This is a genomic window from Burkholderia sp. Tr-20390 (assembly GCF_017104595.1).
Taxonomy (GTDB): Bacteria; Pseudomonadota; Gammaproteobacteria; order Burkholderiales; family Burkholderiaceae; genus Burkholderia.
Map to the genome: position 1 here is coordinate 1 of NZ_JAAGPC010000055.1, position 26,537 is coordinate 26,537.

Consider the following 26,537-nt stretch of genomic DNA (forward strand, 5'->3'; position numbering starts at 1 on the left):
TCGCGGCGCGACCGCGCGCACGGTCGACGTGCTCGCGGCACTGTTGCCGCCCGCCGAGCGCGGCGGGCGCGCGCTGCAGGACACGCAGGACCCGTCCGACGACTAGACGAAGGCGGCGCCATGCCGCCGGAAGCCCGCGTGGCGGCACCGCGAGGCGCCGCCACGTCGCTCAGACCGTCAGCAAACCCTTCTTCTCGATGAACGCGATCACGTCCGCGACGCCTTCGAGCGCCTTCAGGTTCGTCATCACGTAAGGCCGCTCGCCGCGCATCTTCTTCGTGTCGGACGCCATCACGTCGAGGTTCGCGCCGACCAGCGGCGCGAGATCCGTCTTGTTGATCACGAGCAGGTCGGACTTCGTGATGCCGGGGCCGCCCTTGCGTGGAATCTTCTCGCCGCCCGCGACGTCGATCACGTAGATCGTCAGGTCCGACAGCTCGGGGCTGAAGGTCGCCGCGAGATTGTCGCCGCCCGATTCGATGAACACGATGTCGGCGTCGGGAAAGCGCGACAGCATCCGGTCGACGGCCTCGAGGTTGATCGACGCGTCCTCGCGGATCGCCGTGTGCGGGCAGCCGCCCGTCTCGACGCCCATGATGCGCTCCTCGGGCAGTGCGCCCGCGACCGTCAGCAGCCGCTGGTCTTCCTTCGTATAGATGTCATTGGTGATCGCGACGAGGTCGTATTTGTCGCGCATCGCCTTGCACAGCATTTCGAGCAGCGTGGTCTTGCCGGAGCCGACGGGGCCGCCGATGCCGACGCGCAGCGGCGGCAGTTTCTTCGTGCGGCGGGCGGAGGAGGGAGCAGGTGCGTTCATGGCGGGTAGCGTCGGGTTCAGGAGCGGAACAACCGCGAATACTGGGTTTCGTGCCGCGCGGACAGGATGCCGAGCTGCGGCGCGAACGTGTTGACGGCGTCGGGCGGCGTCGCGAGCGCGCGGCGCACGGCCGCGTCGATCGCGCCGCGCAGCGCGACGATGATGCGTTGCCCGGCGAGCTGGCCGAGCGGCACGGCCTTCAGCGCGGCGGACGTCTGGTTCTCGACCCAGCCGAATGCGTACGCGGCGAGCACCGCATCGGCGCTCGCGTCGTGCGCGGCGGCTGCGTACGCGAATGCGGTGGGCAGCGCGATCGGCGCAATCGCCGCGAGCGTCGCGCGGCGTGCGCCATCGCCCCATTCGAGCGATGCGCAGAGCTGTGCGAGCGACCAGCCCATCTGTTCGGTCTCGCGGCGCAGTTCTGCCGATTCGCGGCTCGCGATGAACCACGCATTCTCGGCCGCGAGCGCCGGCGCGTCGTGCGCGTGCCAGCGCGCGAGTTGATGTGCGAGGAACGGCAGCTCGCCGTGCGCGAGCACGTCGGTCAGGCCGCTCGCGATCCAGTCGCGCGCGGTATCGGCGTCGTGAATCAGGTTCGCGTCGAGCGCCGCTTCGAGCCCCTGCGAATAGCTGAACGCGCCGATCGGCAGCGCCGGAGATGCAAGGTGCAGCAGCGCGACGAGTTCAGTGGTGGTCATGGCCGTGGCCGTGCGCGCAACCTGGACCATGCTGATGGTCGTGGTCGTGGTCGTGGTCGTGCGAATGGGAATGCGCGTGGCCGTGATGCTCGCCGAACACCTGCTGCGCGAGCGCGTAATCCTCGGCGAAGGTCGCGTCGTGCCCGTGCTTGTGGCCGCCGCCGTACGCGCCGGCTTCCGGCTGGAACGGCGCAAGGGTCTCCTCGACCTGCGTGCCGAGCCGGCGCAGCATGTCCGCGAGCACCGGGTCGGCTTCGAGCTTCAGGTAGCCGTCGCCGATCTCGACCGGCGTGTGGCGGTTGCCGAGGTGGTATGCGGCGCGCATCAGCGTGAGCGGGTCGGCCGCGTGCACGCGCAGCACGGTCTCGGGCGCCGCGGCGACGCGCACGAGCGCGCCGTCGTCGGCGACGAGCACGTCGCCGTCGCGCAGGATCGTGCCGCGCGGCAGCAGGACCGCGACGTCCTCGCCGGTGTCGAGCGTCGCCGCGAGGCGGCTCTTGCAGCGGGCGTCATAGGCGAGCGTGAGCGTCGGCGCGCGCGCGACGAGCGACGCGGCGAGTTTCACGTTCGGGGCAATGCGTTTGTCGAGGGTGCGCATGAATCGAAAGCCGGCAATCAGGTCAGAACAGGAAATAGCGCTGCGCCATCGGTAGTACGGTAGCCGGCTCGCAGGTGAGCAACTGGCCGTCGGCGATCACGTCGTAGGTTTCGGGGTCGACGCTGATCGACGGGCGCCACGCGTTGTGGATCATGTCGGCCTTCGTCACGTTGCGGCAGTTGCGCACCGGCACGATCTGCTTCGCGAGCCCGTAGCGTTCCGCGATGCCCGCATCGGCGGCCATCTGCGACACGAAGGTCAGCGACGTGCGCGCGAGCGCGCCGCCGCGGGTGGCGAACATCTCGCGATAGTGGACCGGCTGCGGCGTGGGAATCGACGCGTTCGGGTCGCCCATCTGCGCCATCGCGATCATCCCGCCCTTCAGGATCATCGTCGGCTTGATCCCGAAGAACGCCGGCTCCCACAGCACGAGGTCGGCCCACTTGCCGGGCTCGATCGAGCCGACTTCATGCGCGATGCCGTGCGTGAGCGCCGGGTTGATCGTGTACTTCGCGACGTAGCGCTTCGCGCGGAAATTGTCGTTGCGCGTGCCGTCTTCCGGCAGCGCGCCGCGCTGCACCTTCATCTTGTGCGCGGTCTGCCAGGTGCGGATGATCACCTCGCCGACGCGGCCCATCGCCTGCGAGTCGGACGACAGCATCGACAGCGCGCCGAGATCGTGCAGGATGTCCTCGGCCGCGATCGTCTCGCGGCGGATCCTCGATTCGGCGAACGCGAGATCCTCGGCGATCGACGGATCGAGGTGATGGCACACCATCAGCATGTCGAGATGCTCGTCGAGCGTGTTGATCGTGTACGGGCGCGTCGGGTTGGTCGACGACGGCAGCACGTTCGCCTCGCCGCACACCTTCAGGATGTCGGGCGCATGGCCGCCGCCCGCGCCTTCGGTGTGGTACGTGTGGATCGTGCGGCCCTTGAACGCGGCGACCGTCGATTCGACGAAGCCGCCTTCGTTCAGCGTGTCGGTGTGGATCGCGACCTGCGTGTCGGTGTCGTCGGCGACGGACAGGCAGTTGTCGATCGCCGCGGGCGTCGTGCCCCAGTCCTCATGCAGCTTCAGCCCGATCGCGCCGGCCGCGATCTGCTCGACGAGCGGCTGCGGCAGGCTCGCATTGCCCTTGCCGAGAAAGCCGAGGTTGATCGGCCAGCCGTCGGCGGCCTGCAGCATCCGCTCCATGTGCCACGGGCCCGGCGTGCAGGTCGTCGCGTTGGTGCCGGTGGCCGGCCCCGTGCCGCCGCCGAGCATCGTCGTGACGCCCGACGCGAGCGCCTCGTCGATCTGCTGCGGGCTGATGAAGTGGATGTGCGTGTCGATGCCGCCGGCCGTCACGATCAGCCCTTCGCCCGCGATCACTTCGGTCGCGGCGCCGATCGCGATCGTCACGCCCGGCTGGATGTCCGGGTTGCCGGCCTTGCCGATCGCGGCGATACGGCCGTGCTTGATCGCGATGTCGGCCTTCACGATGCCCCAGTGATCGAGGATCACCGCGTTCGTGATGATCGTGTCGGGCACGTCGGCGGCCACGCGCTGCGACTGGCCCATCCCGTCGCGGATCACTTTCCCGCCGCCGAATTTCACTTCCTCGCCGTAGGTCGTGAAATCGCGTTCGATCTCGATCAGCAGGTCGGTATCGGCGAGCCGGACGCGGTCGCCCGTCGTCGGCCCGAACATTTCCGCGTACGCGCGGCGGCTCAAGCGTAGTGTCATGGTGCTGTTCCTGAAGAGCGGGGCGCGGCTTAGAGCGGCCCCATCACCTTGCCCTGAAAACCGTAGACGGCACGATCGCCCGCGAGCGCGACCAGCTCGACGGTGCGCGTCTGGCCCGGCTCGAAGCGCACCGCGGTGCCGGCCGCGATGTTCAGGCGAAAGCCGCGCGCGGCCGCGCGGTCGAACGACAGTGCGTCGTTGACTTCGAAGAAGTGGTAGTGCGAGCCGACCTGCACCGGGCGGTCGCCGGTGTTCGCGACGACGAGCGTCAGCGTCGCGCGGCCCGCGTTCAGTTCGTGTTCGCCGTCGTCGGTGAGGATTTCGCCGGGGATCATGCGGGGCCTCACGGAATCGGGTGATGGACGGTCACGAGCTTCGTGCCGTCGGGGAAGGTCGCCTCGACCTGGATGTCGGGAATCATCTCCGGCACGCCGTCCATCACGTCGTCGCGCGTGAGCAGCGTCGTGCCGTAGTGCATCACCTCGGCGACCGTCTTGCCGTCGCGCGCGGCTTCCATCAGCGCGGCGGTGATGAAGGCGACCGCCTCCGGATAGTTGAGCTTCAGGCCGCGTGCGCGACGGCGCTCGGCCAGCAACGCCGCCGTGAAGATCAGCAGCTTGTCCTTCTCGCGGGGAGTCAGTTTCATGAAGGCAAACGTTCAGGAAAACGTAATTGTTATCGGTGCGTGCGCAACGGGGCGAACGCGCGGTTCATCGTAGCACCGCGCTGTTTTGCGTGCGTCGTGTATCGGTTATGTAAGGAGCAAGGCGCGTGCCATGTGCATGGAACGCGGTGCGATGCGCGCTTGTGGTGCGCGATGCATGGGCAACGTGCAGCATCCGCCGCGACGCTGCGCCGAAACGGTGCGTGGTATGACCGCGCTCAGGTTTGCCAGAGACGCAGCGGCCGTGCGTCGACGCCGTGCACGATCGGCCGCAGGTGCAGCCAGCAATCGGTGAAGTGCCGTTGCAGCGCTTCCATCGACGTCGACAGCGCGCGGATCAGCACGACACCCGGCGTCACGCAAGTCGCGCCCGCACGTAGCGTGCCATCGAACGGCATCCGCGCGGCGAGCGATTCGGCGAGCGCGGCGTCGCACGCGGCGCCGGCGGCCCACAGCGTGCCGTACGCGGGAAAGCCGGCGAGACCCTGCAGCGCGCCGCGCAGCGGGTCGTGCGCATCGAGCAGCGCGCGCTCGGTCCACAGCGGCCGGCCGTCGGCATCGACGAGCGCCGAAGTCGACGCGATGCGGCCCGCCGACCAGGTTTCGCCGGCCGCCTGCCGGCCGAGCTGCGTTGCGTCCCAGCCGATCGCGCTGGCGCCCGCGCCGAGCTTGACCGTGAAAGCGAGCGACGCATGCGCCGCGTCGAAGAACAGGTTGTTCTGCGGCAGCCAGTCGAGCTTCGCGTGTTCGCCGACCGTGATGCCGATGCGCTGTGTCGCGTCCAGCCCGTTCGACTTGTACCACTTGGTCGCGCCGGGCGTGGTCAGCACCGCGTGCGTGCCGTCGCCGAGCGCGATGTCGATGTCGAGCCGGTCGCCGCCCGCGACGCCGCCCGGCGGGTGGACGATCACCGCGTGGCAGATCGCATCGCCTTCCGGGTACAGCGGTCGCTGCACGCGCAGCGGGCCGTCGTGCAGCCGGTGCGCGAGCGTCGTGCGCGCGCCGTGCCGCTCGAAGCCGAGTTCGAGGCGGCCGCGCCACGACTTGGCGACGGCGGGGCGGGACAGCGGGGCGTGGGAATCGGGGGCGGACATCGGCGGGAAGCAGGGGACGGGCGCGGGGAACGAGGATGCTACCGCAACAATATACGCTGCGGTACCCGCGCTGCAGCGCGGGGTAACGCGCGATCTCGCGCCGAGCCGCTTCGCCGGCGTGCGCCCGACATGCGCCGGTCGACGAGGTGCCGAAGCGATGGCCGGAAGCGATGCCGCTCCGGGCCGCCTTTCCCGTTACACCGCGATCAGCTCGCGCACGCCGTTCGCTTCCATGTCCTGCGCGTCGCCGCCCGCGACGATCTCGCCGCGGCTCATCACCCAGTAGCGGTCGGCGATCGATTGGGCGAAATCGTAATACTGTTCGACGAGCAGCACGGTCATCTTCGATTCGTCGACGAGCTGGCGCAGCGTGCGGCCGATGTCCTGGATGATCGACGGCTGGATGCCTTCGGTCGGCTCGTCGAGGATCAGCAGCTGCGGCTCGCTCATCAGCGCGCGGCCGATCGCGAGCTGCTGCTGCTGGCCGCCCGACAGGTCGCCGCCGCGTCGCGCGCGCATGTCCTTCAGCACCGGGAACAGGTCGTAGATGCGGTCGGGCACCTTGGACGGCGCCTTGCGGCTCGCGGCGCCGACGAGCAGGTTTTCCTCGACGGTCAGCCGCGGAAAGATGTCGCGGCCCTGCGGCACGTACGCGAGCCCGGCCGCGACGCGCGCATACGGCGGCATCGCGCCGAGCGCCGTGCCGCGCCACGACACGCTGCCGCTCTTCGCGGCGACGACGCCCATCAGGCAGCGCAGCAGCGTGCTCTTGCCGACGCCGTTGCGGCCGAGCAGCACGGTGAGCTTGCCGTCGTCGGCGGCGAGGCTCACGTTGCGCAGGATATGGCTGCCGCCGTAGTACTGGTTCAGTGCATCGATTTTCAGCATCGCATCATCGTCCAAGGTAAGACTCGATCACCGCGTCGTCGCGCTTGACCTGGTCGAGCGTGCCTTGCGCGAGCACCGCGCCTTCGGCCATCACCGTCACGCGGCCCGTGTCGCCCGCGAGCGCCGCGACGAATTCCATGTCGTGCTCGACGACCATCATCGAGCAGGTGCCGCGCAGCGTGTTCAGCAGCTCGGCGAGCTCCATCGTCTCGTGGTCGGTCATCCCGGCCGCCGGCTCGTCGAGCAGCAGCAGCGCGGGGCGCTGCATCAGCAGCATGCCGATCTCGAGCCGCTGCTTCTGCCCGTGCGACAGCTCGCCGGCCGCGCGAAAGGCCTGGCTTTCGAGGCCGATCAGCGCGAGCGTCTCCTCGATCTTCGCCTGCGCGGGGCGATCGAGCTTTGCACGCAGCGATGCGAGCCAGCCCTTGTCGGTCTGCATCGCGAGCTCGAGGTTCTCCCACACCGGATGCTGTTCGAACACGGTCGGCTTCTGGAACTTGCGGCCGATGCCCGCGCGCGCGATTTCGGGCTCGTTCATCCGCGCGAGGTCGATCGTCTGGCCGAGAAACACCTTGCCCGCATCGGGGCGCGTCTTGCCGGTGATCACGTCCATCATCGTCGTCTTGCCCGCGCCGTTCGGGCCGATCACGCAGCGCAGCTCGCCCGCGTCGATCGCGAGCGACAGCTTCTTCAGCGCGCGGAAGCCGTCGAAGCTCACCTCGATATCCTCGAGGTAGAGGATCGTGCCGTGCGACGTGTCGATGCCGGCCGGCACCACGCGCCCCATCGACGCGGTGCCGCTGACGGCCCGCCCTTCGTCCTCGGGCGGCGGCGTGAATTGGTAGAGGGCCGTTCCGTTCATGCGCGTTTCCCCTTCGCGAGCACGGTTTCGACGAGGCCCATGATCCCGCGCGGCAGCAGCAGCGGCACCAGCACGAAGATCAGGCCGAGGAAGAACAGCCAGTATTCGGCGAAGTATGCGGTAAACAGGCTCTTCGCGCCGTTCACCGCGAACGCGCCGACGATCGGCCCGATCAGCGTGCCGCGTCCTCCCACCGCGACCCAGATCGCCATCTCGATCGAGTTGCCGGGCGACATCTCGCCGGGGTTGATGATGCCGACCTGCGGCACGTACAGCGCGCCCGCGATGCCGCACAGCACGGCCGACACCGTCCACACGAACAGCTTGTACGCGAGCGGGCTGTAGCCGAGGAACATCAGCCGCGTCTCGCCGTCGCGCACCGCGGTGACGACACGCCCGAGCTTGCTGGTGACGATCGCGCGCGCGGCGATGAACGCGAGCACGAGCGTCGCGAACGTCAGCAGCAACAGCACCGTGCGCGTGCCGGGCGACGTGATCGTGAAGCCCGCGATGCGCTTGAAGTCGGTGAAGCCGTTGTTGCCGCCGAAGCCGGTCTCGTTGCGATAGAACAGCAGCATCGCGGCGAACGTCATGGCCTGCGTGATGATCGACAAGTACACACCCTTCACGCGCGAGCGGAACGTGAAGAAGCCGAACACCCACGCGAGCACGGCCGGCACGAGCACGACGAGCGCGAGCGCCCACGCGAGATGCTGCGTGCCGCTCCAGTACCACGGCAACTGGTGCCAGTCGAGGAACACCATGAAGTCGGGCAGGTCGCTGCCGTACTTGCCGTCGCGGCCGATCTCGCGCATCAGGTACATGCCGATCGCATAGCCGCCGAGCGCGAAGAACAGCCCGTGGCCGAGGCTCAGGATCCCGCAGTAGCCCCACACGAGATCGAGTGCGAGCGCGGCGATCGCGTAGCACATCAGCTTGCCGGTGAGCGTCATCGCGTACGCGGACAGATGGAACGCGCTCGACTCGGGCGCGACGAGCGCGGCGAGCGGCACGCCGATGCCGATCGCGACGCACAGCGCGATCAGCGCGAGCCAAGCGCGCCGCGACAGCAGTGCGGGGCGGGGCGGCAGGCCGAGCGCGAAGCGCTCTTCCGCACGCGCGGTGGCAGCGGGCTTCGGCGCATCGGCGGCCGGGTTGGACAACGAGTGAGTGAATGAAGTCACGTCAAGCCTCCGCACTGCGGCCCTTCGGGGCGAACATGCCCTGCGGACGTTTCTGGATGAACAGCACGATCATCACGAGCACCGCGATCTTCGCGAGCACGGCGCCCCAGAACGGCTCGATCGCCTTGCTCGCGAGGCCGAGCCCGAAGCCGCCGAGCACGGTGCCGGCGATCTGCCCGACGCCGCCGAGCACGACCGCCATGAACGAATCGATGATGTAGTTCTGGCCGAGGTCGGGGCCCACGTTGCCGATCTGCGACAGCGCGCAGCCGCCGAGGCCCGCGATGCCCGCGCCGAACGCGAACGCATACGCGTCGACGCGCGCGGTCTTCACGCCGACGCACGCGGCCATCCGGCGGTTCTGCGTGACCGCGCGCACGAACAGGCCGAGCCGCGTCTTCGTCAGCACGGCCCACGCGACGAATACGACGGCGAGCGCGAAGGCGAGGATCGCGAGCCGGTTGTACGGCAGGATCAGGTTCTGCATCACGGTCACGCCGCCGCTCATCCACGACGGGTTCACGACCTGCACGTTCTGCGCGCCGAACAGCATCCGCGTCGCCTGGATCAGGATCAGGCTCACGCCGAAGGTGGCGAGCAGCGTCTCGAGCGGGCGGCCGTACAGGTGTCGCAGCACGAGCCGTTCGAGCACGATGCCGACGAGCGCGGCCGTCACGAACGACACGGGCACCGCGACCAGCGGATACCAGTCGAACGCGCCGGGCGCGTAGCGCTGGATCAGCGTCTGCACGACATAGGTTGCGTACGCACCGATCATCAGGAATTCGCCGTGCGCCATGTTGATCACACCGATCAGCCCGTACGTGATCGCGAGGCCGAGTGCGGCGAGCAGCAGCACGCTGCCGAGCGACAGCCCGGCGAACAGCGTGCCGACGATCTCGCCGCGGCGCTGCAACGCGTGCAGCGTGTCGAGACCCTGCTGTGCGGCGTCGCGCACGCGCGCGTCGGGCTCCGCATAGCTGCCGTCGGCGTTCTTCGCGACGAGCGGGCGCAACTGCTCGATCATGTCGAGGTCGTGGCGCGCGGCCACCACCTGCACGGCTTCGAGGCGCTTCGCCGGATCGGCATCGTGCAGCGCGGCGATCGCCCACAACGCATCGAGGCGGCGTTTCAGCGCGGGATCGGTTTCCTTCGCACGGGCGCGGTCGATCATCGGCTTGAGCGCCGGGTCGGGCGATTTCAGCAACGCGTCGATCGCGTCGCGGCGTGCGGCGACGTCGGGCGACGCGAGCGCGAGCCCCGACAGCGCGCCCGTAATCTTCGTGCGCAGCAGGTTGTTCAGCATCACGGGCTGGGCGTCGCCGGCCGGCGTCGCGGCCTGCGTGAGCGCGTCGTGTGCGGTGTCCCCGGTCTGGATCAGCAGGCGGCCGTCGCCGGTCGCGAGCGCGTCACCGGTCGACAGCGCGTTGAGCAGCGCGACGGCGCGCGGATCGGCGTCGGCGGCGAGCCGTTCGATCGCGGCCGTCTTCGCATCGAAGTCGTCGCCGGCGAGCGCGGCGGTATCGGTGGCCGTCAGCGCGAACGCGGCGTGCGGCAACCCGCCCGCGAGGGCAGCGCACGCGACGATCGCGGCGGCGGCTCGGCGAAAGCGTGTAGGCATCGGGAAATCCTGTCGGGCGTGGGGAAGCGGATGCGGGGGCGATGCGCGGGCGCGTGCGGTTCGTCACGGCAAGCGCGGCCGGCGCATCGGGTTGGGCATCGGCGTGCGAGCGGCACGTCGCGCGTGAAGCGCGACGCGCCGCCCGGCATCAGGCGAGCGCCGCGCGCTGCCGGCGCAGGAACGCCGGAATCGAGCTGACGATGTCCGGCTTGCCCTGGTTGCCTGCGATGAACGGGCTCCACGGTTGCGCGCGCACCGCGGTCTTGGTCTTCCACACCACGTTGAATTGCCCGTCGCCGCGAATTTCGCCGATCATCACCGGCTTGTGCAGGTGATGGTTGCCGTCCATCGCGAGCTTGAAGCCCGACGGTGCGGCCACCGTCTGGCCGATCATCGCGACGCGCACCTTGTCGACGTCGGTGCTCTTCGCCTTCTCGACGGCCTGCTTCCACATGTGGATGCCGACGTAGGTCGCTTCCATCGGGTCGTTGGTCACGCGCTTCGCGCCGCCCGGCAGGTTGTTCGCCTTCACCCACGCGGCGAACTGGTCCTTGAACTTCGTGTTGGTCGGGTTCTTCACCGACATGAAGTAGTTCCATGCGGCGAGGTGGCCGACGAGCGGCTTCGTGTCGATCCCGCGCAGCTCTTCCTCGCCGACCGAGAACGCGACGACCGGCACGTCGGTCGCCTTGATCCCCTGGTTGCCGAGCTCCTTGTAGAACGGTACGTTCGAGTCGCCGTTGATCGTCGAGATCACGGTCGTCTTGCCGCCTTGCGAGAAGTTCTTGATGTTTGCGACGATGGTCTGATAGTCGCTATGGCCGAACGGCGTGTAGACCTCCTGAATATCGGCGTCCTTCACGCCCTTCGATTTCAGGAACGCGCGCAGGATCTTGTTGGTCGTGCGCGGATACACGTAGTCGGTACCGAGCAGGAAGAAGCGCTTCGCGCCGCCGCCTTCCGCGCCCATCAGGTACTCGACGGCCGGGATCGCCTGCTGATTCGGCGCGGCGCCCGTATAGAACACGTTGCGCGACATTTCCTCGCCTTCGTACTGCACCGGATAGTAGAGGAGGCCGTTCAGTTCCTCGAACACCGGCAGCACCGACTTGCGCGACACCGACGTCCAGCAGCCGAACACGCACGCGACCTTGTCCTGCGTGAGCAGCTGGCGCGCCTTCTCCGCGAACAGCGGCCAGTTCGACGCGGGATCGACCACCACCGGCTCGAGCTTGCGGCCCATCACGCCGCCGCTCTTGTTGATGTCGGCGATCGTCATCAACGCGGTGTCCTTCAGCGACGTCTCCGAGATCGCCATCGTGCCCGACAGCGAATGCAGGATGCCGACCTTGATCGGGCCGGTGCCCGCGTCAGCCGCATGAGCGAACGGGCTCTTGCCCGCGAGCGCGAGTGCGCCGGCCATCGAACCGAACTTCAACAGACTGCGACGTTTCATCGGGATCCCCTTGTCGTGTTGGATATGCGCGCCGTGAAGGCGTCGGCCAACGAGTAACGCAAGGCATGTGCCAGTCGTGCGGATGCACGTCCGGCGTGCCTGCGCGGGGCGATGCGGGGCGTCGGGACGGTGCGCATGACGCGTCGTGCAGCATGCGCGGTCCGTCGCGGTGCAGGTTCACGGGCGCAAATGGTGCACGGTCAGGGTTCCCCGTTCCGGTGCCTGCACCTGCACGCGGTGCGGGAGCCGTCGTGCACCATGACTTCGCACCGCGCAGGCAGGGCGCGGGCGCGGCGCTGTTGAGGTGGCTGACCGGAGCGGAAAAGAGAAACGGGCACGCGATGCGTGCCCGTTCGGGGGATCAGTGCGGCCGGCGGCAGGGTGCCGATCGGCGCGGCGGCGCGTGATGCGCCGCGGGCAGGATCAGTAGCGCGGTACGGCCGGATCGACGTCGCGCGACCACGCGTCGATCCCGCCTTGCAGGTTGTACAACTTCGTGAAGCCGCGCGATTCGAGGAACATCGCGACCTGCGCGCTGCGCATCCCGTGATGGCACACGCAGACGATTTCCGCTTCGTCGTCGAGCTCCTCGCTGCGCGCGGGAATCTGCTGCATCGGGATCGATACGCTGCCGGCGATATGCGCGGTCGCGATTTCCCACGGTTCGCGCACGTCGAGCACGACCGGCGCGGGGCGCGCCTTGTCGCCGAGCCATTCCGCGAGCATCGCGGCCGTCAGGATCTGCATGGTCGCTCCGCCGCTCAGAACTTGAAGCGCGACGGCTCGATCGCGTTGACGAGGTGGTCGATGTACGTTTCGAACACGTCGGCGACGCGGTACTGCTTGTCGTCGATGCGCGTGATGATCTGCGCCTTCATCACCGGACGGCCGCCGACGAATGCCGCGAGGCGGCCGCCGACCTTCAGCTGTTCGAGCATTTCCTGCGGCACGACGGGCAGGCCGCCCGCCACGCAGATCACGTCATACGGCGCCTTGCCGGCCCAGCCGCGGGAACCGTCGCCGAGGACGACTTCCGCGTTGGTCACGCCGTCGTTGCGCAGGTTGTCTTCCGCGAACTTCGCGTTGGTCGGATCGATCTCGACGGCCGTCACGTGCTGCGCGCGGTGCGCGAACAGCGCAGCCAGGTAGCCGGAGCCGGCGCCGATCACGAGCACGTTCTCGTGCTTCTTGACCGTCAGCTCCTGCAGCACGCGCGCTTCGACGCGCGGGAACAGCATCTTGCTGTTGCCGCCGGGCAGCGGCAGTTCGAGGTCGGCGAACGCGAGATCGCGGTATTCGGCCTGAACGTAGTTTTCACGCTTGACGATCGACAGCAGGCCCAGGACGTCGAGATCCAGCACGTCCCACGGCCGGATCTGTTGTTCGATCATGTTGAAACGCGCGTTTTCGATATTCATGGTGTGGTCACGCAGCCTCGTCGGCCATCAGCGGGGATAGAGAAACTTCGTGATTGTACCAAAGGGGGCGGCCGCGAAGCCTTCAGGCGGCCTGCAACAGACCTTTACCCCTTACTCTTCTTGATCTGCGCCTCGAACGCGAGGTCGAGCTTGCTCGCCTTGCGCGGCTTTTTGGGGCCGAATTCGTCGACGAACTTGACGAACTCGTCGAGCGGCAGCGGCTCGCAGCGCTTTTCGGCGGTGCCGCCGGAGCGGTCGACGAGATAAAACAGGCCGCCCGCCATCGCGACGGCCGCGAATTGCGGGTTGCCGGAGCGGGTCTTCAGGCGTTCGACCGCGTGGGTCGCTTTGGTGGTGCGCATCGTGCGGATTCTGGCGGGGCGTAAGCCCCACACTGTATCAAACCGGCCGCCCGCGTGCGGGCCGCCGGGCCCGTCGGGCTCAGACCGTGCGCGAGTAGCGCTGCTGCGGCGTCTGGCCGAGATATGCGTCGAATGCCATCGCGATGTTGCGCACGACCATTCGGCCGGCCGGATGGATCGTCAGGCGGTCGGCCGCGATCGTCAGCAGCCCGTCGCGCTCGAACGGGCGCAACGCGTCGAGTTCGCGCGCGAAATGGTCGGCGAAGCGGATGCCGTGCGCGGCCTCGACGTGAGAGAACGGCAGGTCGAGGTTGCACATCAGCTGCGTGATCACGTCGCGGCGCAGCCGGTCGTCGGGCGTGAGCCGCACGCCGCGAGTGATCGGCAGCCGGCCCGCGTCGAGCGCGGCGCCGTACGCGGGCAGGTCCTTCGCGTTCTGCGCGTAGACGTCGCCGACCTTGCCGATCGACGACACGCCGAAGCCGACGAGGTCGGTATCCGCGCGCGTGCTGTAGCCCTGGAAATTGCGCTGCAGCGTGCCGTTCTTCTGCGCCCGCACGAGTTCGTCGGACGGCCGCGCGAAGTGGTCCATCCCGATGTACACGTAGCCGGCCGACGTCAGCATGTCGATCGCGAGGCCGAGCAGCGCGATGCGCGTTTCCGGCGGCGGCAGCGTCGCGTCGTCGATCTGCCGCTGCATCTTGAACAGGTGCGGCATGTGCGCGTAGCCGAACACCGACAGCCGGTCGGGCGCGAGTTCGATGATCGTTTCGAGCGTGCGCGCGAACACGGACACGGTCTGGTGCGGCAGCCCGTAGATCAGGTCGACGCTCACCGAATGAAAGCCCGTCGTGCGCGCGGCGGAGAGCAGGTCGGCCGTCATCGCCAGCGGCTGGATGCGGTTGATCGCCTGCTGCACGACCGGATCGAAATCCTGTACGCCCAGGCTCAGCCGGTTGAAGCCGATGTTGCGCAGGTGGACGAGCGTCGCGGGCGTGACCGTGCGCGGGTCGATCTCGATCGAGAATTCGGCGTCGGCATCCGGCGCGAGCGCGAAGTGCTCGCGGGTGGCCGCCATCAGCTCGGCCGTTTCGTCGTCGGACAGGAAGGTGGGCGTGCCGCCGCCCCAGTGCAGCTGCGTGACCGGGCGCGCGGGATCGAACAGCGCGGCCTGCAGCGCCATCTCGCGCTTGAGCTGGTCGAGATACGGGCGCGCGCGGCGATGGTTGTTGGTCGCGATCTTATTGCAGCCGCAGTAGAAGCACGCGGTGTTGCAGAACGGGATGTGGAAGTACAGCGACAGCTCGCTCGACGATGCACCGGGGTCGGTTGCCGCGCGCACGTAGTCGGCCGGGTCGAAATCGTCGCGGAACTGCAGCGCGGTGGGGTACGACGTATAGCGCGGCCCGTTCGCGCCGTATTTCGTGAGCAAATCGGGACGGAACAGTGTGTCGGCAGAACCAGAATGCATGACGGTCTCGCGCTTTTTAGATGCTTTCGAGTATATAAACGCGCGATTGGGCTGCATTGTGTAATAACGTCGCAGCCGGCGATGGCACAATGCGGGGTAGGGTTGCCGGCACCGCGTCCGGTTGCCGCACCGTTTTTTGTTGTTCGTTCGAGAGAGCCGAGTGTCCGTCGAATTGCCTGTCCGCCCGGCGTCAACCGTCCCGCCGCCGCATGCGTGCCGCGAGGGCTGCGGCGCGTGCTGCATCGCGCCGTCGATTTCCAGCCCGATTCCGGGCATGCCGGACGGCAAGCCCGCCGGCGTGCGCTGCGTGCAGCTCGGCGACGATCTGCGCTGCCGGATCTTCGGCCGCCCCGAGCGGCCCGCGTGCTGTTCCGGGCTGCAGCCGGCCGCGGACATGTGCGGCGCGTCGCGCGACGACGCGCTCGCGTGGCTCACGCGTCTCGAGGCCGCGACGCGGCCGTCGCAACCAGGAGAGTGTTCAGCATGACCGCACCTTGCGCGCCCGGCCGGCGCCGTTTTCTTGCCGCAACCGTCGGCGCCATCGGCGTGACGCTTTCGCTTGCCGCGTGCGCGTCGACGTTCCCGTTCATCCCCGATCACTACACCTTCTCGCGCGGTGACGTGCAGAAAGCCGTCGCGCGCAAGTTCCCGTACCAGAAGACGGTCGCGCAGGTCGTCGACGTGTCGCTCGCGAACCCGGCCGTCAACCTGCTGCCCGACCAGAACCGCGTGGCCGTGCAGCTCGACGCGCATTTCGTGAGCCCGTTCCTGCGTGCGCCCGTCAGCGGCAAGTTCACCGTGTCGGGCCAGCTGGCCTATGACGCGCCGAGCCGCTCGGTCGTGCTGAAGTCGCCGGCCGTCGACAGCCTCGCGCTCGACGGCGACGCGCAGATGTACGCGCAGCAGGTCGGCGCGGCCGCCGGCCTGCTCGCGACGCAGTTGCTGACCAACTATCCGATCTACACGTTCAAGCCCGAACAGCTGCAATTTGCCGGGGTGAACTACGAACCCGGTACAATTACGATTCTTACAAACGGCATACGCGTGGCGATCGTCGAAAAGTGACGACGCACCGCGCTCGGCCGGAGGGGGGCCGCGCGCGGAAGAGTGGCTCATTCATTCGACCATTTCGGAGTTGGGCCACGGATGGACTGGATCCTGATCTGCAAGGCTTTGATCCTCGGCGTCGTCGAGGGGCTGACGGAATTCCTACCGGTGTCGAGCACCGGCCACCTGATCGTCGCGGGCAGCTTCCTGAATTTCAACGATTCACACGCGAAGACGTTCGACGTCGTGATCCAGTTCGGCGCGATCCTCGCGGTCTGCTGGGAATACCGGCAACGGATCGCGTCCATCGTGTCCGGGCTGCCGAGCCGGCCCGACGCGCGGCGCTTCACGCTGAACGTCGTGATCGCGACGATTCCCGCCATTGCGCTCGGCCTTCTGTTCGAGAAGAAGATCAAGGCCGTGCTGTTCTCGCCGGTTCCCGTTGCGTTCGCGCTCGTCGTGGGCGGCGCGATCATCCTGTGGGCCGAGGCGCGGCAGCGCGAGCGCAGCGAGCCGCCGCGCGTGGTGTCGGTCGATGCGCTGACGCCGCTCGACGCGCTCAAGGTCGGCATCGCGCAGTGCTTCGCGCTGATTCCCGGCATGTCGCGCTCGGGCTCGACGATCATCGGCGGGATGCTGTTCGGCCTCGACCGGCGCGTTGCCACCGAATTCTCGTTCTTCCTCGCGATCCCGATCATCTTCGGCGCGACGCTCTATGAAACCGTCAAGGACTGGCAGGCATTCACCGTCGATTCGCTCGGCCTGTTCGTGCTGGGCGCCGTCGCGGCATTCGTCAGCGCGTTCGTGTGCGTGCGCTGGCTGCTGCGCTATGTCGCGTCGCACGATTTCACCGTGTTCGCGTGGTATCGGATCGCGTTCGGGCTGTTCGTGCTGCTGGTCGGGTATAGCGGCTGGCTGAACTGGGCGTGACGCGAACACGAAGGCCGGCGCGTCTCGCATGGAAAGAAAAAGCCCGATCGGCGTAGGCCGGTCGGGCTTTTTCGTGTCCGGAGCAGGGCGGCGTGCGCCCGACTCAGCGGGAGGGCTCAGCCTGCGCGCTTGCGGAACACCAGGTCCCACACGCCGTGGCCGAGCCGCAGCCCGCGCCGTTCGAACTTCGTCACCGGGCGGTAGTCGGGGCGCGGCGCGTAGTCGGCGGCCGTGTTTTCGAGCGTCGGCTCCGCGCCGAGCACGTCGAGCATCTGTTCCGCGTAGTTCTGCCAGTCGGTCGCGCAGTGAATGTACGCGCCGGGCTTCAGGCGCGACGCGAGATGCGCGACGAGCGGCGGCTGGATCAGCCGGCGCTTGTGGTGGCGCGCCTTGTGCCACGGGTCGGGGAAGAAGATGTGCACGCCGTCGAGGCTTTCCGGCGCGAGCATGTGCTCGAGCACTTCGACCGCGTCGTGCTGGATGATGCGGATGTTCGACAGATCCTGCTCGCCGATCAGCTTCAGCAGCGCGCCGACGCCCGGTTCGTGCACCTCGACGCCGAGGAAGTCGTCGCCGGGGCGGTTCGCGGCGATTTCCGCGGTCGATGCGCCCATGCCGAAGCCGATCTCGAGGATGCGCGGTGCGCTGCGGCCGAACACGGCGTTCCAGTCGGGCAGTTCCGGCGCATACGGCACCACGAAGCGCGGGCCGAGTTCGTCCATCGCGCGGCGCTGGCCGGTCGACACGCGGCCGGCGCGCGTCACGAAGCTGCGGATGCGGCGGTGGTGCAGCGGATTGACTGCGTCGGCGCCTTCGGCGGCTTCATCGGGAATGGCGTCGTCGTGCGGCGGCAGGCCGGCTTCGTTCGGATCGTCGTGCATCATCGGTGACAGAGAAAGGCTCGGTTGCGGGCGAGGGCCCGTTGCGCGCAGCAGTGCGCGGGGGGAACCGGCACATGGTACAAAAAAGCCGCCTTCGACGAGGCGGCTCATGCGCAGGCTGCGTTGCAGCCGGAAAGTGGAGCGGGCGATGGGAATCGAACCCACGTCATCAGCTTGGGAAGCTGAGGTAATGGCCATTATACGACGCCCGCAGAACGCGTGATTCTACAGGGTTTGGCCGAGATGTGGCAAGTGGGCGGTTTTGGTCGCCGGCTTCAAGGCCCGCACGACGCGAGGGAGGTGCGGTGGCACCGCCGGAAATGGTCGTCAAAAAGGGATCGGCTGGAAGCGGTTCGTCGGCGTAACGCGCAACGCGGGAGCCGAACGAACGGCCGAGTGCCCGCCCGCAGGCCGGTGTCGAAAATAGACGAGTCCGCGTCGGAAGCATACAAGTCCCCACCACGCTTTCGAACTAACGTGACAGGCCTCTTACACGATCGTTAGTCTGGAGCCGACATGTCCGATTTCATCACCGTTCTGCGCGAAACCTGCCCGACCCCCGTCCTCGATGCAACCAAGTGGAAACGCATCGGCGGCGATCCGCACACCGTGAACCTGAACGCCTACGTCTCGAAGGACGGCAGCAAGATCATGGGCACCTGGATCTGCACGCCGGGCAAGTTCGAGGTGAACTACGAGAAATGGGAGTACTGCCACTTCCTCGACGGCTACTGCATCATCACGCCGGAAGGCGAAGAAGCGGTGCACCTGAAGGCCGGCGACGTGTTCGTGATCGAACCCGGCATGAAAGGGACGTGGGAAGTGGTGGAAACGGTGCGCAAGTACTTCGTCTTTGCCTGAGCGGGCCGGTCGATTCGATCGACGCATCCCTTCGTTGCCCGATCCCTTCCCGGTTCCCGGAGCCGGGAGGGCAAGCGGATGATGCCGGCTCGATAGAAAGCGTTCCGGATCGGAATTCCGCGCTCACGCAGCGGCTGCAGCGCGATCGTCCGCCACGGTAGCGCACGCCTGCATCCCGCGGCGACAGCGCCTATGATGCAGCGGTCCGTCCACCGTTCCGGCCGCATCGCATCCATCGTTCGCCTGCGCGTCGGCCGCTACCTCCGGAACCCCGACCATGCGCATCACCGCGATTCACGAGCAAGCGATTCCCGTGTCCCGCTATGCCGATCCGGCGATCCCGTCCGGCGGCCTGACGACGAGCGTTGTCGCGGTTACCACCGACGTCGTGCGCGATGGCCGCCCGGTGACGGGCTACGGCTACGCGTCGATCGGCCGTTTCGCGCAGGGCGGCCTGATTCGCGAACGGTTCGCGCCGCGCCTGCTGGCCGCCGCCGACTCACTCGCCGACGAGGCCGGCACGAACCTCGACCCGTTCCGCGCATGGCGCGCGATGATGGCCGGCGAGAAGCCCGGTGGGCACGGAGAACGATGCGTCGCAGTCGGCGCGCTCGACATGGCGATCTGGGATGCCGCCGCGAAGATCGCCGACCTGCCGCTCGCTTCCTTTCTCGCCGACCGACTTGAACGCACGGCCGCCCCAAGCGTGCATGTGTATGCGGGTGGCGGCTACCGCTATCCGCATGACGATCTCGCGCGTCTGTCGGACGAAATGCGCCGCATTGCCGATCTCGGCTACACGCACGCGAAGATCAAGATCGGCGGCGCGGATCTCGATCAGGACCGCAGGCGCATCGAAGCGGCCGCCACGCAATTGGCGGACAGTTCGCATCTCGCGGTCGACGCGATGAACACGTATGACGCGACAGCGGTCGATGCGGCCGCCGCGATGCTCGCGCCGTTCGATCTCTGGTGGTTCGAGGACATCTGCGATCCGCTCGACCTGCCGCTCCAGGCGGACATCGCCACGCGCTACGCACCGCCGATCGCGGCCGGCGAGGCGCTGTTCTCGCTCGCGGAAGCGAAGCTGCTCGACCGCTACGGCGGCCTGCGCCCCGAGCGCGACGTGCTCGTGTTCGATCCGGTGCATGGCTACGGGCTGCCGGGCTATCTGCAGATCGTCGAGCACTTCGCATCGCGCGGCTGGCGGCGCGATGCGTTCTGGCCGCATGGCGGCCACCTGTTCTCGCTGCACGTCGTCGCGGCGCTCGGGCTCGGCGGTGCGGAAGTCAGTCCATTCGCGTTTCATCCGTTCAGCGGACTGGCCGATGGCGCAAGCGTCGACGCCGGATACGCACGCGTGCCGCAAGCGCCGGGCATCGGCTTCGAGCTGCATGCCGGCGCGCACGACGTGTTTCGCACGTTATCGGGCCGCTGACGCCTGTAGCGCGTCGATCGCGAAACGCACCGCGAAGCCCAGCATCATCACCGCGACGAAGCAATCGAGCATGCGCCATGCGAGCGTGCGGGCGAACCACGCGCGGCATGCGCGTGCGCCATACGTGAGCATCAGGAACCACGCGAGCGAAGCCGTCATCGCGCCGATCGCAAACGGCGCGCGTGCGGCGGACGCGTGGCTCACGATCACGGTGCCGAGCAGCAGCACGGTGTCGATCCACGCATACGGATTGAGCAGCGAGACGGCGGCGGTCGCGAGCACCGTGCGCGAGCGCGTGGGTTCGCTGCCCGTGCGCGGACCGTCGACGTGCTCCGGCTGTCGTCGCCGGATCGCCGAGCGCAGTGCAAGCAGGCCATAGCCGGCGAGATACGCGATGCCGGCCCAAAGCGCGGCCGATACCACGCCGGGATGTCGCGACAGCAACGACGACAACCCCTGCGCGCCGAGCACGATCAGCAGCGCATCGCTGCCTGCGCAGACGAGGGCGATGGAAAGCAGATGGGGGCTCGAGATCGAGCGCTTGATGACGAAAGCGTCCTTGGGGCCGACGGACGTGAACAGTCCGGCGCCAAGCAGCAGGCCTTCGGTGAAGGCAGAGGTGTCGAGCACGAGCGGGCCGACAACCTCTTAAGCTGAACCGGTGAGGGTTACGATGAACGAAACGTTAAGGGGTGCCCGGGGGCGTTGTCAATGCCCACTCGGGCCGTTGCCCGAGCGTGTCGAACAGCCGGACGATCTCCGCCTTCACCTTCTGCACCGCGTTGCTGACGAGCGCCGTATCGTGCCAGCACAGCGACAGGTCGCGCGCGAACAGCCGGTGCGCGACCGTCGACAGCTTGAGCTTGCGCTCCTCGATCTCGACGTGCGCGGCCGTCCACGGCAGGATCGTCACGCCGAGCTGCGCCATCACGGCCGCGAACAGCAGCCCGGTCGAGCTCGCCTCGAAGCTGATCTCGTACGACAGCCCGGCCTCGCGCATCGCCCAGTCGACGCGGTTGCGGATCGTGTTCGGCGCGCTCGGCAGCACGAGCGGCATCCGCGCGATCGCGTCGAGCGGCACGGGATCGTCCGGCACCGGGAACCCGGGCCACGTGATCAGGTACAGCGTTTCCGTCAGCAGCCGGTGAACCGCGATGCCGCGCGTGTCGACCGCGTCGACGACGATCGCGAGATCGAGCCGCGTGCGTTCGAGCAGCGTGTCGAGATCGGCGCTCGGCGCCTCGATCAGCTCCAGCATGATGCCGGGAAAGCGGTCGCGCACCGCGCGGGCGAGCGGGATGGCCAGCACGCGCGCGGTGCTGGACGGCATGCCGACCGTCACGCGGCCCTGCGGCGTCTCGGCGTCGCGGCGCAGCAGCTCGCGCGTGCCGTCGGCCTGGCGCAGCAGCTCGAGCGCGTGCTGGTACAGCGTGCGGCCGGCGGCGGTCGGCGCGACGCCGCGCACGCTGCGTTCGAGCAGCTGCATCCCGAGATCCTGTTCGAGATTGCGCATCTGCTGGCTGACCGCCGGCTGCGCGACATGCAGCGCCTCGCTCGCATGCGTGACGTTGCCGCATTCGACGACCTTCACGAAATAGCGCAACTGCCTCAAGTCCATCGTCGCCCCTCCCGTTTCGAGCCATAAGCGAATCCGATCGAGCGAGATGAATATCATATTTTTCCCCGATCGATGGTGTTTCTATACTCGTCTCACAAAAGAGCCAGCCTCCCGGCCATCCCGGACCGGACGCGGCAAAAGCGCCGGCCCTGCCGGCAAGGAGACGAAGATGTTCAAGGCGATCGACGCGCCGGCGGCCGGCGCGAAGCCGCGGCGCACGCCGCTCACGCGCGAGCAGGTCAAGGGCTTCTGGGCCGTGTATGCGGGCTGGGTGCTCGACGGCGTGGATTCGGTGATCTACGCGCTGGTGCTGATTCCGGCGCTGACCGAACTGCTGCCGGCGTCCGGCATCGCGGCGACGCCCGCGAATCTCGGGATGTATGGCTCGATCCTGTTCGCGCTGTTCCTGATCGGCTGGGGGCTGTCGTTCATCTGGGGGCCGCTCGCCGACCGCTTCGGCCGCGTGCGCACGCTCGCCGCGAGCATCCTGATCTACTCGGTGTTCACTGGCGCAGCCGCGTTCGTGCACGACGTGTGGGCGCTGGCCGCGTGCCGGCTGATCGCCGGGATCGGCGTCGGCGGCGAATGGGCGCTCGCGGGCACCTACGTCGCCGAAAGCTGGCCGGAAGACCGCCGCAAGATGGGTGCGGGCTATCTGCAGACGGGCTACTACTTCGGCTTCTTCATCGCGGCGTGCCTGAACTACACGATCGGCGCGACCTACGGGTGGCGCGCGATGTTCCTGTGCGGGCTCGCGCCCGCGCTGCTCGCGGTGTTCACCGTGATGCGCGTGAAGGAGCCCGGCCAGTGGCGCCGGCATGACGCACGCGACGGCGACGTGGCCGACGCACGACGCGCCCATCCGCTGCGCGAGATCTTCGCGCCGGCCTTCCTGCGCCGCACGGTGACGAGCGCGAGCCTCGTCGGCGTCGCGATCGTCGGGCTGTGGGCCGGCTCCGTGTACGAGGCGAGCGCGGTCAGCACGCTGGCGGCGCGCGCGGGCATCGACCACATCGGCGCGATGCGGCTTGCATCGATCGGCGCGGCGATCCTGTCGTGCGCGACGATCGCCGGCTGCCTGGTGGCGCCGTGGCTGTCCGAACGGCTCGGCCGGCGCACCGCGCTCGGCGTGTATTTCGCGGGCATGGCCGCATCGATCGTGTTCGCGTTCGGCTGGGCGTTCTACCAGCCGAACGGGCTCGCGGCGTTCATGGTGTCGCTGGCGTTCCTCGGTTTCTTCGGCGGCAATTTCGCGATTTTCTCGCTGTGGCTGCCCGAGCAGTACCCGACGCGCGTACGGGCCACCGCGTTCGCGTTCAACGCGTCGGTCGGCCGCTTCATCGGCGCGGGCGTGAACTTCCTGCTCGGCGCCGCGATACACGGCTACGGCTCGCTCGGCGTGCCGGTCGCATGGACCGCGGCCGTGTTCGGGCTCGGCATCCTGATCCTGCCGTTCGCGGTCGAAACGCGTCATCAGACATTGCCCGAATGAGCAGCACGCCGCGATCGTCCGACAACAAGCCACACCTCGTCATCAATATCAGGAGTCCGGAATGCAGGCATTACAAGGAATCAGGGTCGTCGATCTGAGCCGCGCGCTGTCGGGGCCGTTCTGCTCGATGGTGCTCGCCGACCTCGGCGCCGACGTGATCAAGGTCGAGTCGGGGCCGCACGGCGACATGAGCCGCGCATGGGGGCCGTTCGATCGCGGCGTGAGCACGTACTACCTGTCCTGCAACCGCAACAAGCGCGGCATCTGCGTGGATTTCCGGCAGCCGGCCGGCCTCGACGTCGTGCGCCGGCTGATCGCGCAGGCCGATGTCGTGATCGAGAATTTCAAGGCGGGCACGATGGACGCGATGGGGCTCGGCTATGCCGCGCTGAGTGCGCGCGATCCGCGGCTCGTGATGGGCAGCGTCACCGCGTTCGGCCCGCGCGGCCCGTTGCGCGACTGGCCGGGCTTCGACCAGATCGCGCAGGGCTATGCGGGGCTGATGAGCCTCACCGGTTTTCCCGACGGCGAGCCGACCCGCACGGGCACCGCGATCGGCGATCTCAGCTCGGGGATGTGGGTTGCGACCGGCGTGATGGCCGCGCTGTACGAGCGTGAGCGCACCGGGCGCGGCCAGCATGTCGGTACGTCGCTGCTCGAAAGCCTCGTTTCGCTGCTGAGCGTGCACGGGCAACGCTACCTGAGCCTCGGCGACGTGCCGCGGCGCACCGGCAATGCGCATGCGGTGATCGCGCCGTACGGCGTGTTCGAGACGGCCGACGGGCCGCTCAACCTCGCGCCGATCACGACCGACATGTGGCTGCGGCTGTGCCAGTTGCTGGACCTGCCCGAGCTGCCGAACGATCCGCGCTTCGCGACCAACGATGCGCGCGTCGCACACCGCGACGCACTGAAAGCGTTGCTCGAAAGCCGGCTGTGCACGCGCGGCAAGCGCGAATGGACGCAGCGTTTCGTCGAAGCCGGGCTGCCGGCCGGGCCGATCAACACGCTCGACGAAGTGTTCGACGATCCGCAACTCGCGCATTGCGGGCTGGTCGAGCCGGTCGCGCATCCGACGCTCGGCACGCTGCGCCAGGTCGTCACGCCGCTCGGCGGGATGGGCGACGAGATGCCGGCGCCGCGCACGCGCCATGCGCCGCCGCTGCTCGGCGAGCATACGGTCGACGTGCTGCGCGAAGCGGGCTACGGCGACGATGCGATCGACGCACTGCTGGCCGAGCGTGCGATCTTCCAGGCGGAAGCGCTGGCGGAGGCCGTGCAATGAGCGACACGACGAAACCCGAAGGGGCGTCGAACGTGACGGTCGACAGGGTCGGCGAGCGGATCGCGCGCGTGCGGTTCGCGAATCCGGCGCGACGGCATGCGCTCGATGCACCGTTGCTCGATGCGCTCGTGGCGCACCTCGATGCACTGGCCGAACACCGTCCGCCACCCGTCGTGATCCTGTCGAACGACGGCAGCGGCGACGTGTGGAGCGCGGGGCACGACCTGCGCGAACTGGCCGACGATCGCGATCCGCTCGCCTACGGCAAGCCGCTCGACCGGGCGCTGCGGCGCGTGCGGACCTATCCGGGCGCGGTGATCGCGGCGGTGTCGGGTTCGGCGTGGGGCGGGGCGGTCGATCTCGTGATGAGCTGCGACCTGGTGGTCGCGGCGCGCGACGCGCGTTTCGCGATGACGCCCGCGAACATCGGCCTGCCGTATTCGACGAGCGGCCTGCTGCGCTTCTACGACAACCTGCCGATCCACGTGCTGAAGGAGATGTTCTTCTGCGCGCAGCCGCTCGATGCGGAGCGCGCCGCGCATCACGGGCTCGTGAACCGGCTGGCCGACGCGGGCGGCGTCGACGATACGGCGCTCGACGTCGCGCGCACGATCGCCGCGAAGGCGCCGCTCGCGGTGTACGCGGTGAAAGAGCAATTGCGCGTGCTGCAGGACGCGCGGCCGTTGCCGGCCGATGCGGTCGAACGGATTGCCGAGCTTCGCCGGCAAGCGTGCGAAGGCGCGGATTTCGACGAAGGGCTGCGTGCGTTTTCGGAACGTCGCGCGCCGGTGTTTCGCGGCGTCTAGGCGACGGGTTGTGCGAGCGAGGCGCGCGAGCGGTGAAAAGCGTGCGGACGCGCGCGTGTCGTTGTGCAGGTATCGGTTGCGTCATGCGCGGCCGACGTCGCGTGCCGCGTCGCCGCGCGTCACATGCCGAGCGCGTGCACGCCGACGAGCAACAGCGCGCCGATCGCGATCAGCAGCAGCGCGTGAATGCGCGTGTAAATCACGCACAGCGTCGACGCAACCGCGATTGCCCGTGCGGCCCAGCCGCCGTCGAGCGCCTGCAGCAGCACCCACACCGACGCGAGGATCATGCCCGCCGCGACCGGGCGCAGGCCGGCCTCGAGCGCGATCTGCCAGCGTGCGCCCTGGTGCCGCCGCCACAGATGCGCGACGCCGTAGATCAGGAACGCGGTCGGGCCGAACAGCGCGAGCGTCGCGATCACCGCGCCCCAGAAGCCGGCGACCTGCCAGCCGATCAACGTTGCCAGCAGTGAGCCGGGGCCCGGCGCCATCCGCGCGATCGCGAAGTCGTTCACGAATTGCGCGGCGGTCATCCAGTGATGCACGTCGACGACCTGCCGCTGGATGTCGGCGATGATCGCCTGTCCGCCGCCGATCGTCGCGATCGACAGCGGCGCGAACACGCCGAACAGCGCGGTGTAGCGTTGCAATGCGGTCATCGCGCGTCGCTCCCGGCTGGCGTCGCGGCCGCGCGGCGGTATTCGAGCGCGACGCTCAGCGTGCCGCCCACCAGCACGGTCCACACGAGCGGCCAGTGCAGCACGGCCACCGACACGAACGTGAGCGCCATCACCGCGAACGGCAACGTGCGGCGCGGCAATCGGCGCACGGCGGTGATCGCCATGGAGATCGACAGCCCGATCGCCGCGGCCGCCGCGCCGGCGAGCGCGACGTGCGTGAGCGGAAAGCGCGTGAGGGTCGAGAATGCGATGCCGAACAGCACGATCAGCACGGCGGGCGGCGCGATGATGCCGGTGAAGCCGGCCACCGCGCCGCGCCATCCGGCGAGCCGGTAGCCGATCCAGATCGCGAGGTTCTTCACGTTGACACCCGGCAGCGCTTGCGACAGCGCGAGGCCGTTGAGGAACGCCTCTTCGTCGAGCCAGCGCCGCTCGTAGACGAAGTCGCGCATCATCCGCCCGCTGAGCCCGCCGCCGAAGCTGGTCAGGCCGATCTGCGAGAACGCGATGAACAGCGCGAGGACGCCGGGCGGCGGCGCGTCGCCTGCTGGCGGTGCAGGTGAAGTGGCGGAGGAGGGCGGCGGCATCGGTGGGCGGTGCGTGGCGGTTGGGCGGTTGCCCATGTTAGCAAGCGGCC

General features: G+C 68.4%; 29 protein-coding genes and 1 tRNA gene. 8 read left to right on the top strand and 22 right to left on the bottom strand.

The window, feature by feature from the left end; all coding sequences use genetic code 11:
* Positions 1-169: 169 nt before the first annotated feature.
* From ureG to hemN, 16 genes are all read right to left on the bottom strand, one after another.
* On the bottom strand, positions 170-817 hold the full coding sequence (gene ureG / locus G3N98_RS17155) for an urease accessory protein UreG (protein ID WP_046196649.1): 648 nt from the start codon (positions 815-817) through the stop codon (positions 170-172).
* 17 nt (positions 818-834) lie between these two features.
* Positions 835-1,515 carry an urease accessory UreF family protein gene (locus G3N98_RS17160; protein ID WP_089473220.1) on the bottom strand — a complete coding sequence of 227 codons (681 nt, stop codon included), beginning with the start codon at positions 1,513-1,515 and terminating at the stop codon, positions 835-837.
* Positions 1,502-2,113 carry an urease accessory protein UreE gene (ureE, locus tag G3N98_RS17165; protein WP_206148747.1) on the bottom strand — a complete coding sequence of 204 codons (612 nt, stop codon included), beginning with the start codon at positions 2,111-2,113 and terminating at the stop codon, positions 1,502-1,504. The genes G3N98_RS17160 and ureE overlap by 14 nt, the downstream gene beginning before the upstream one ends.
* A gap of 22 nt (positions 2,114-2,135) precedes the next feature.
* Complete coding sequence (ureC, locus tag G3N98_RS17170) at positions 2,136-3,842, bottom strand: urease subunit alpha (protein ID WP_175240611.1); 1,707 nt, start codon at positions 3,840-3,842, stop codon at positions 2,136-2,138.
* A gap of 29 nt (positions 3,843-3,871) precedes the next feature.
* On the bottom strand, positions 3,872-4,177 hold the full coding sequence (locus G3N98_RS17175) for an urease subunit beta (RefSeq protein WP_046545089.1): 306 nt from the start codon (positions 4,175-4,177) through the stop codon (positions 3,872-3,874).
* A gap of 8 nt (positions 4,178-4,185) precedes the next feature.
* Positions 4,186-4,488, bottom strand: coding sequence for an urease subunit gamma (gene ureA, locus G3N98_RS17180; RefSeq protein ID WP_006406310.1), 303 nt, complete (start codon positions 4,486-4,488; stop codon positions 4,186-4,188).
* A gap of 236 nt (positions 4,489-4,724) precedes the next feature.
* Positions 4,725-5,600, bottom strand: a complete 876-nt coding sequence (locus G3N98_RS17185; protein ID WP_206148748.1) for an urease accessory protein UreD — start codon at positions 5,598-5,600, stop codon at positions 4,725-4,727.
* Positions 5,601-5,795: 195 nt separating this feature from the next.
* Complete coding sequence (urtE, locus tag G3N98_RS17190) at positions 5,796-6,488, bottom strand: urea ABC transporter ATP-binding subunit UrtE (RefSeq protein ID WP_175240613.1); 693 nt, start codon at positions 6,486-6,488, stop codon at positions 5,796-5,798.
* 4 nt (positions 6,489-6,492) lie between these two features.
* Positions 6,493-7,350 carry an urea ABC transporter ATP-binding protein UrtD gene (gene urtD / locus G3N98_RS17195; protein ID WP_175240614.1) on the bottom strand — a complete coding sequence of 286 codons (858 nt, stop codon included), beginning with the start codon at positions 7,348-7,350 and terminating at the stop codon, positions 6,493-6,495.
* A complete protein-coding gene (urtC, locus tag G3N98_RS17200) occupies positions 7,347-8,534 on the bottom strand; it encodes an urea ABC transporter permease subunit UrtC (protein WP_206148749.1) in 1,188 nt (395 codons plus the stop codon). The genes urtD and urtC overlap by 4 nt, the downstream gene beginning before the upstream one ends.
* A 1-nt stretch (position 8,535) precedes the next feature.
* A complete protein-coding gene (gene urtB, locus G3N98_RS17205; protein ID WP_206148750.1) occupies positions 8,536-10,155 on the bottom strand; it encodes an urea ABC transporter permease subunit UrtB in 1,620 nt (539 codons plus the stop codon).
* A gap of 148 nt (positions 10,156-10,303) precedes the next feature.
* Complete coding sequence (gene urtA / locus G3N98_RS17210; RefSeq protein ID WP_206148751.1) at positions 10,304-11,611, bottom strand: urea ABC transporter substrate-binding protein; 1,308 nt, start codon at positions 11,609-11,611, stop codon at positions 10,304-10,306.
* Positions 11,612-12,034: 423 nt separating this feature from the next.
* Entirely contained in the window at positions 12,035-12,358 is a 324-nt protein-coding gene (locus G3N98_RS17215) for a rhodanese-like domain-containing protein (RefSeq protein ID WP_089424695.1), read from the bottom strand.
* A 14-nt stretch (positions 12,359-12,372) separates the two neighbouring features.
* Positions 12,373-13,029 carry a protein-L-isoaspartate O-methyltransferase gene (locus tag G3N98_RS17220; RefSeq protein ID WP_089460533.1) on the bottom strand — a complete coding sequence of 219 codons (657 nt, stop codon included), beginning with the start codon at positions 13,027-13,029 and terminating at the stop codon, positions 12,373-12,375.
* Positions 13,030-13,133: 104 nt separating this feature from the next.
* The gene (locus tag G3N98_RS17225; RefSeq protein WP_006488573.1) at positions 13,134-13,391 is read right to left on the bottom strand and encodes a hypothetical protein; all 258 of its coding nucleotides are present in this window, start codon (positions 13,389-13,391) and stop codon (positions 13,134-13,136) included.
* Between the two features lie 79 nt (positions 13,392-13,470).
* The gene (gene hemN, locus G3N98_RS17230; protein ID WP_206148752.1) at positions 13,471-14,862 is read right to left on the bottom strand and encodes an oxygen-independent coproporphyrinogen III oxidase; all 1,392 of its coding nucleotides are present in this window, start codon (positions 14,860-14,862) and stop codon (positions 13,471-13,473) included.
* A 160-nt stretch (positions 14,863-15,022) separates the two neighbouring features.
* Here hemN and G3N98_RS17235 point away from each other — a divergent pair, with 160 nt between their 5' ends.
* The 3 genes from G3N98_RS17235 (at position 15,023) to G3N98_RS17245 (ending at position 16,839) form a co-directional block, all read left to right on the top strand.
* A complete protein-coding gene (locus tag G3N98_RS17235) occupies positions 15,023-15,349 on the top strand; it encodes a YkgJ family cysteine cluster protein (RefSeq protein ID WP_346779091.1) in 327 nt (108 codons plus the stop codon).
* Complete coding sequence (locus G3N98_RS17240; RefSeq protein WP_011351198.1) at positions 15,346-15,927, top strand: DUF1439 domain-containing protein; 582 nt, start codon at positions 15,346-15,348, stop codon at positions 15,925-15,927. The genes G3N98_RS17235 and G3N98_RS17240 overlap by 4 nt, the downstream gene beginning before the upstream one ends.
* A gap of 81 nt (positions 15,928-16,008) precedes the next feature.
* Positions 16,009-16,839 (top strand): undecaprenyl-diphosphate phosphatase, encoded by an 831-nt coding sequence (locus tag G3N98_RS17245; RefSeq protein WP_039367732.1) that lies wholly within the window; start codon positions 16,009-16,011, stop codon positions 16,837-16,839.
* A gap of 116 nt (positions 16,840-16,955) precedes the next feature.
* On the opposite strand, the gene trmB is transcribed toward G3N98_RS17245, so the two are convergent.
* Together trmB and G3N98_RS17255 are read right to left on the bottom strand one after the other, a co-directional pair.
* On the bottom strand, positions 16,956-17,723 hold the full coding sequence (gene trmB, locus G3N98_RS17250) for a tRNA (guanosine(46)-N7)-methyltransferase TrmB (protein WP_089439409.1): 768 nt from the start codon (positions 17,721-17,723) through the stop codon (positions 16,956-16,958).
* 134 nt (positions 17,724-17,857) lie between these two features.
* Positions 17,858-17,932, bottom strand: a tRNA-Gly gene (locus tag G3N98_RS17255).
* A 304-nt stretch (positions 17,933-18,236) separates the two neighbouring features.
* On the opposite strand from G3N98_RS17255, the gene G3N98_RS17260 reads away from it, so the two are divergent.
* Positions 18,237-18,581 (top strand): cupin domain-containing protein, encoded by a 345-nt coding sequence (locus G3N98_RS17260; RefSeq protein ID WP_174986832.1) that lies wholly within the window; start codon positions 18,237-18,239, stop codon positions 18,579-18,581.
* 277 nt (positions 18,582-18,858) lie between these two features.
* Positions 18,859-20,019: a mandelate racemase/muconate lactonizing enzyme family protein gene (locus G3N98_RS17265; RefSeq protein WP_206148753.1), complete on the top strand. Its 1,161-nt coding sequence runs from the start codon at positions 18,859-18,861 to the stop codon at positions 20,017-20,019.
* Here the strand turns inward: G3N98_RS17265 and G3N98_RS17270 are convergent.
* On the bottom strand, positions 20,005-20,649 hold the full coding sequence (locus G3N98_RS17270; protein ID WP_206148754.1) for a LysE family transporter: 645 nt from the start codon (positions 20,647-20,649) through the stop codon (positions 20,005-20,007). The two genes, G3N98_RS17265 and G3N98_RS17270, sit on opposite strands and share 15 nt — an antisense overlap.
* A gap of 55 nt (positions 20,650-20,704) precedes the next feature.
* Complete coding sequence (locus G3N98_RS17275) at positions 20,705-21,637, bottom strand: LysR substrate-binding domain-containing protein (RefSeq protein WP_206148755.1); 933 nt, start codon at positions 21,635-21,637, stop codon at positions 20,705-20,707.
* Between the two features lie 169 nt (positions 21,638-21,806).
* Here G3N98_RS17275 and G3N98_RS17280 point away from each other — a divergent pair, with 169 nt between their 5' ends.
* The 3 genes from G3N98_RS17280 to scpB all read left to right on the top strand — a co-directional run bounded on the left by G3N98_RS17280 (position 21,807) and on the right by scpB (position 25,220).
* Entirely contained in the window at positions 21,807-23,129 is a 1,323-nt protein-coding gene (locus G3N98_RS17280; RefSeq protein ID WP_089472301.1) for an MFS transporter, read from the top strand.
* A gap of 61 nt (positions 23,130-23,190) precedes the next feature.
* Positions 23,191-24,414: a CaiB/BaiF CoA-transferase family protein gene (locus G3N98_RS17285; protein ID WP_206148756.1), complete on the top strand. Its 1,224-nt coding sequence runs from the start codon at positions 23,191-23,193 to the stop codon at positions 24,412-24,414.
* Complete coding sequence (gene scpB / locus G3N98_RS17290; protein WP_206148757.1) at positions 24,411-25,220, top strand: methylmalonyl-CoA decarboxylase; 810 nt, start codon at positions 24,411-24,413, stop codon at positions 25,218-25,220. Before G3N98_RS17285 ends, scpB begins: the two co-directional genes overlap by 4 nt.
* Before the next feature lie 119 nt (positions 25,221-25,339).
* Here scpB and G3N98_RS17295 read toward each other — a convergent pair whose 3' ends face one another.
* Positions 25,340-25,879, bottom strand: coding sequence for a chromate transporter (locus tag G3N98_RS17295; protein WP_089472304.1), 540 nt, complete (start codon positions 25,877-25,879; stop codon positions 25,340-25,342).
* Entirely contained in the window at positions 25,876-26,487 is a 612-nt protein-coding gene (locus tag G3N98_RS17300) for a chromate transporter (protein WP_206148758.1), read from the bottom strand. The genes G3N98_RS17295 and G3N98_RS17300 overlap by 4 nt, the downstream gene beginning before the upstream one ends.
* Positions 26,488-26,537: the final 50 nt, after the last annotated feature.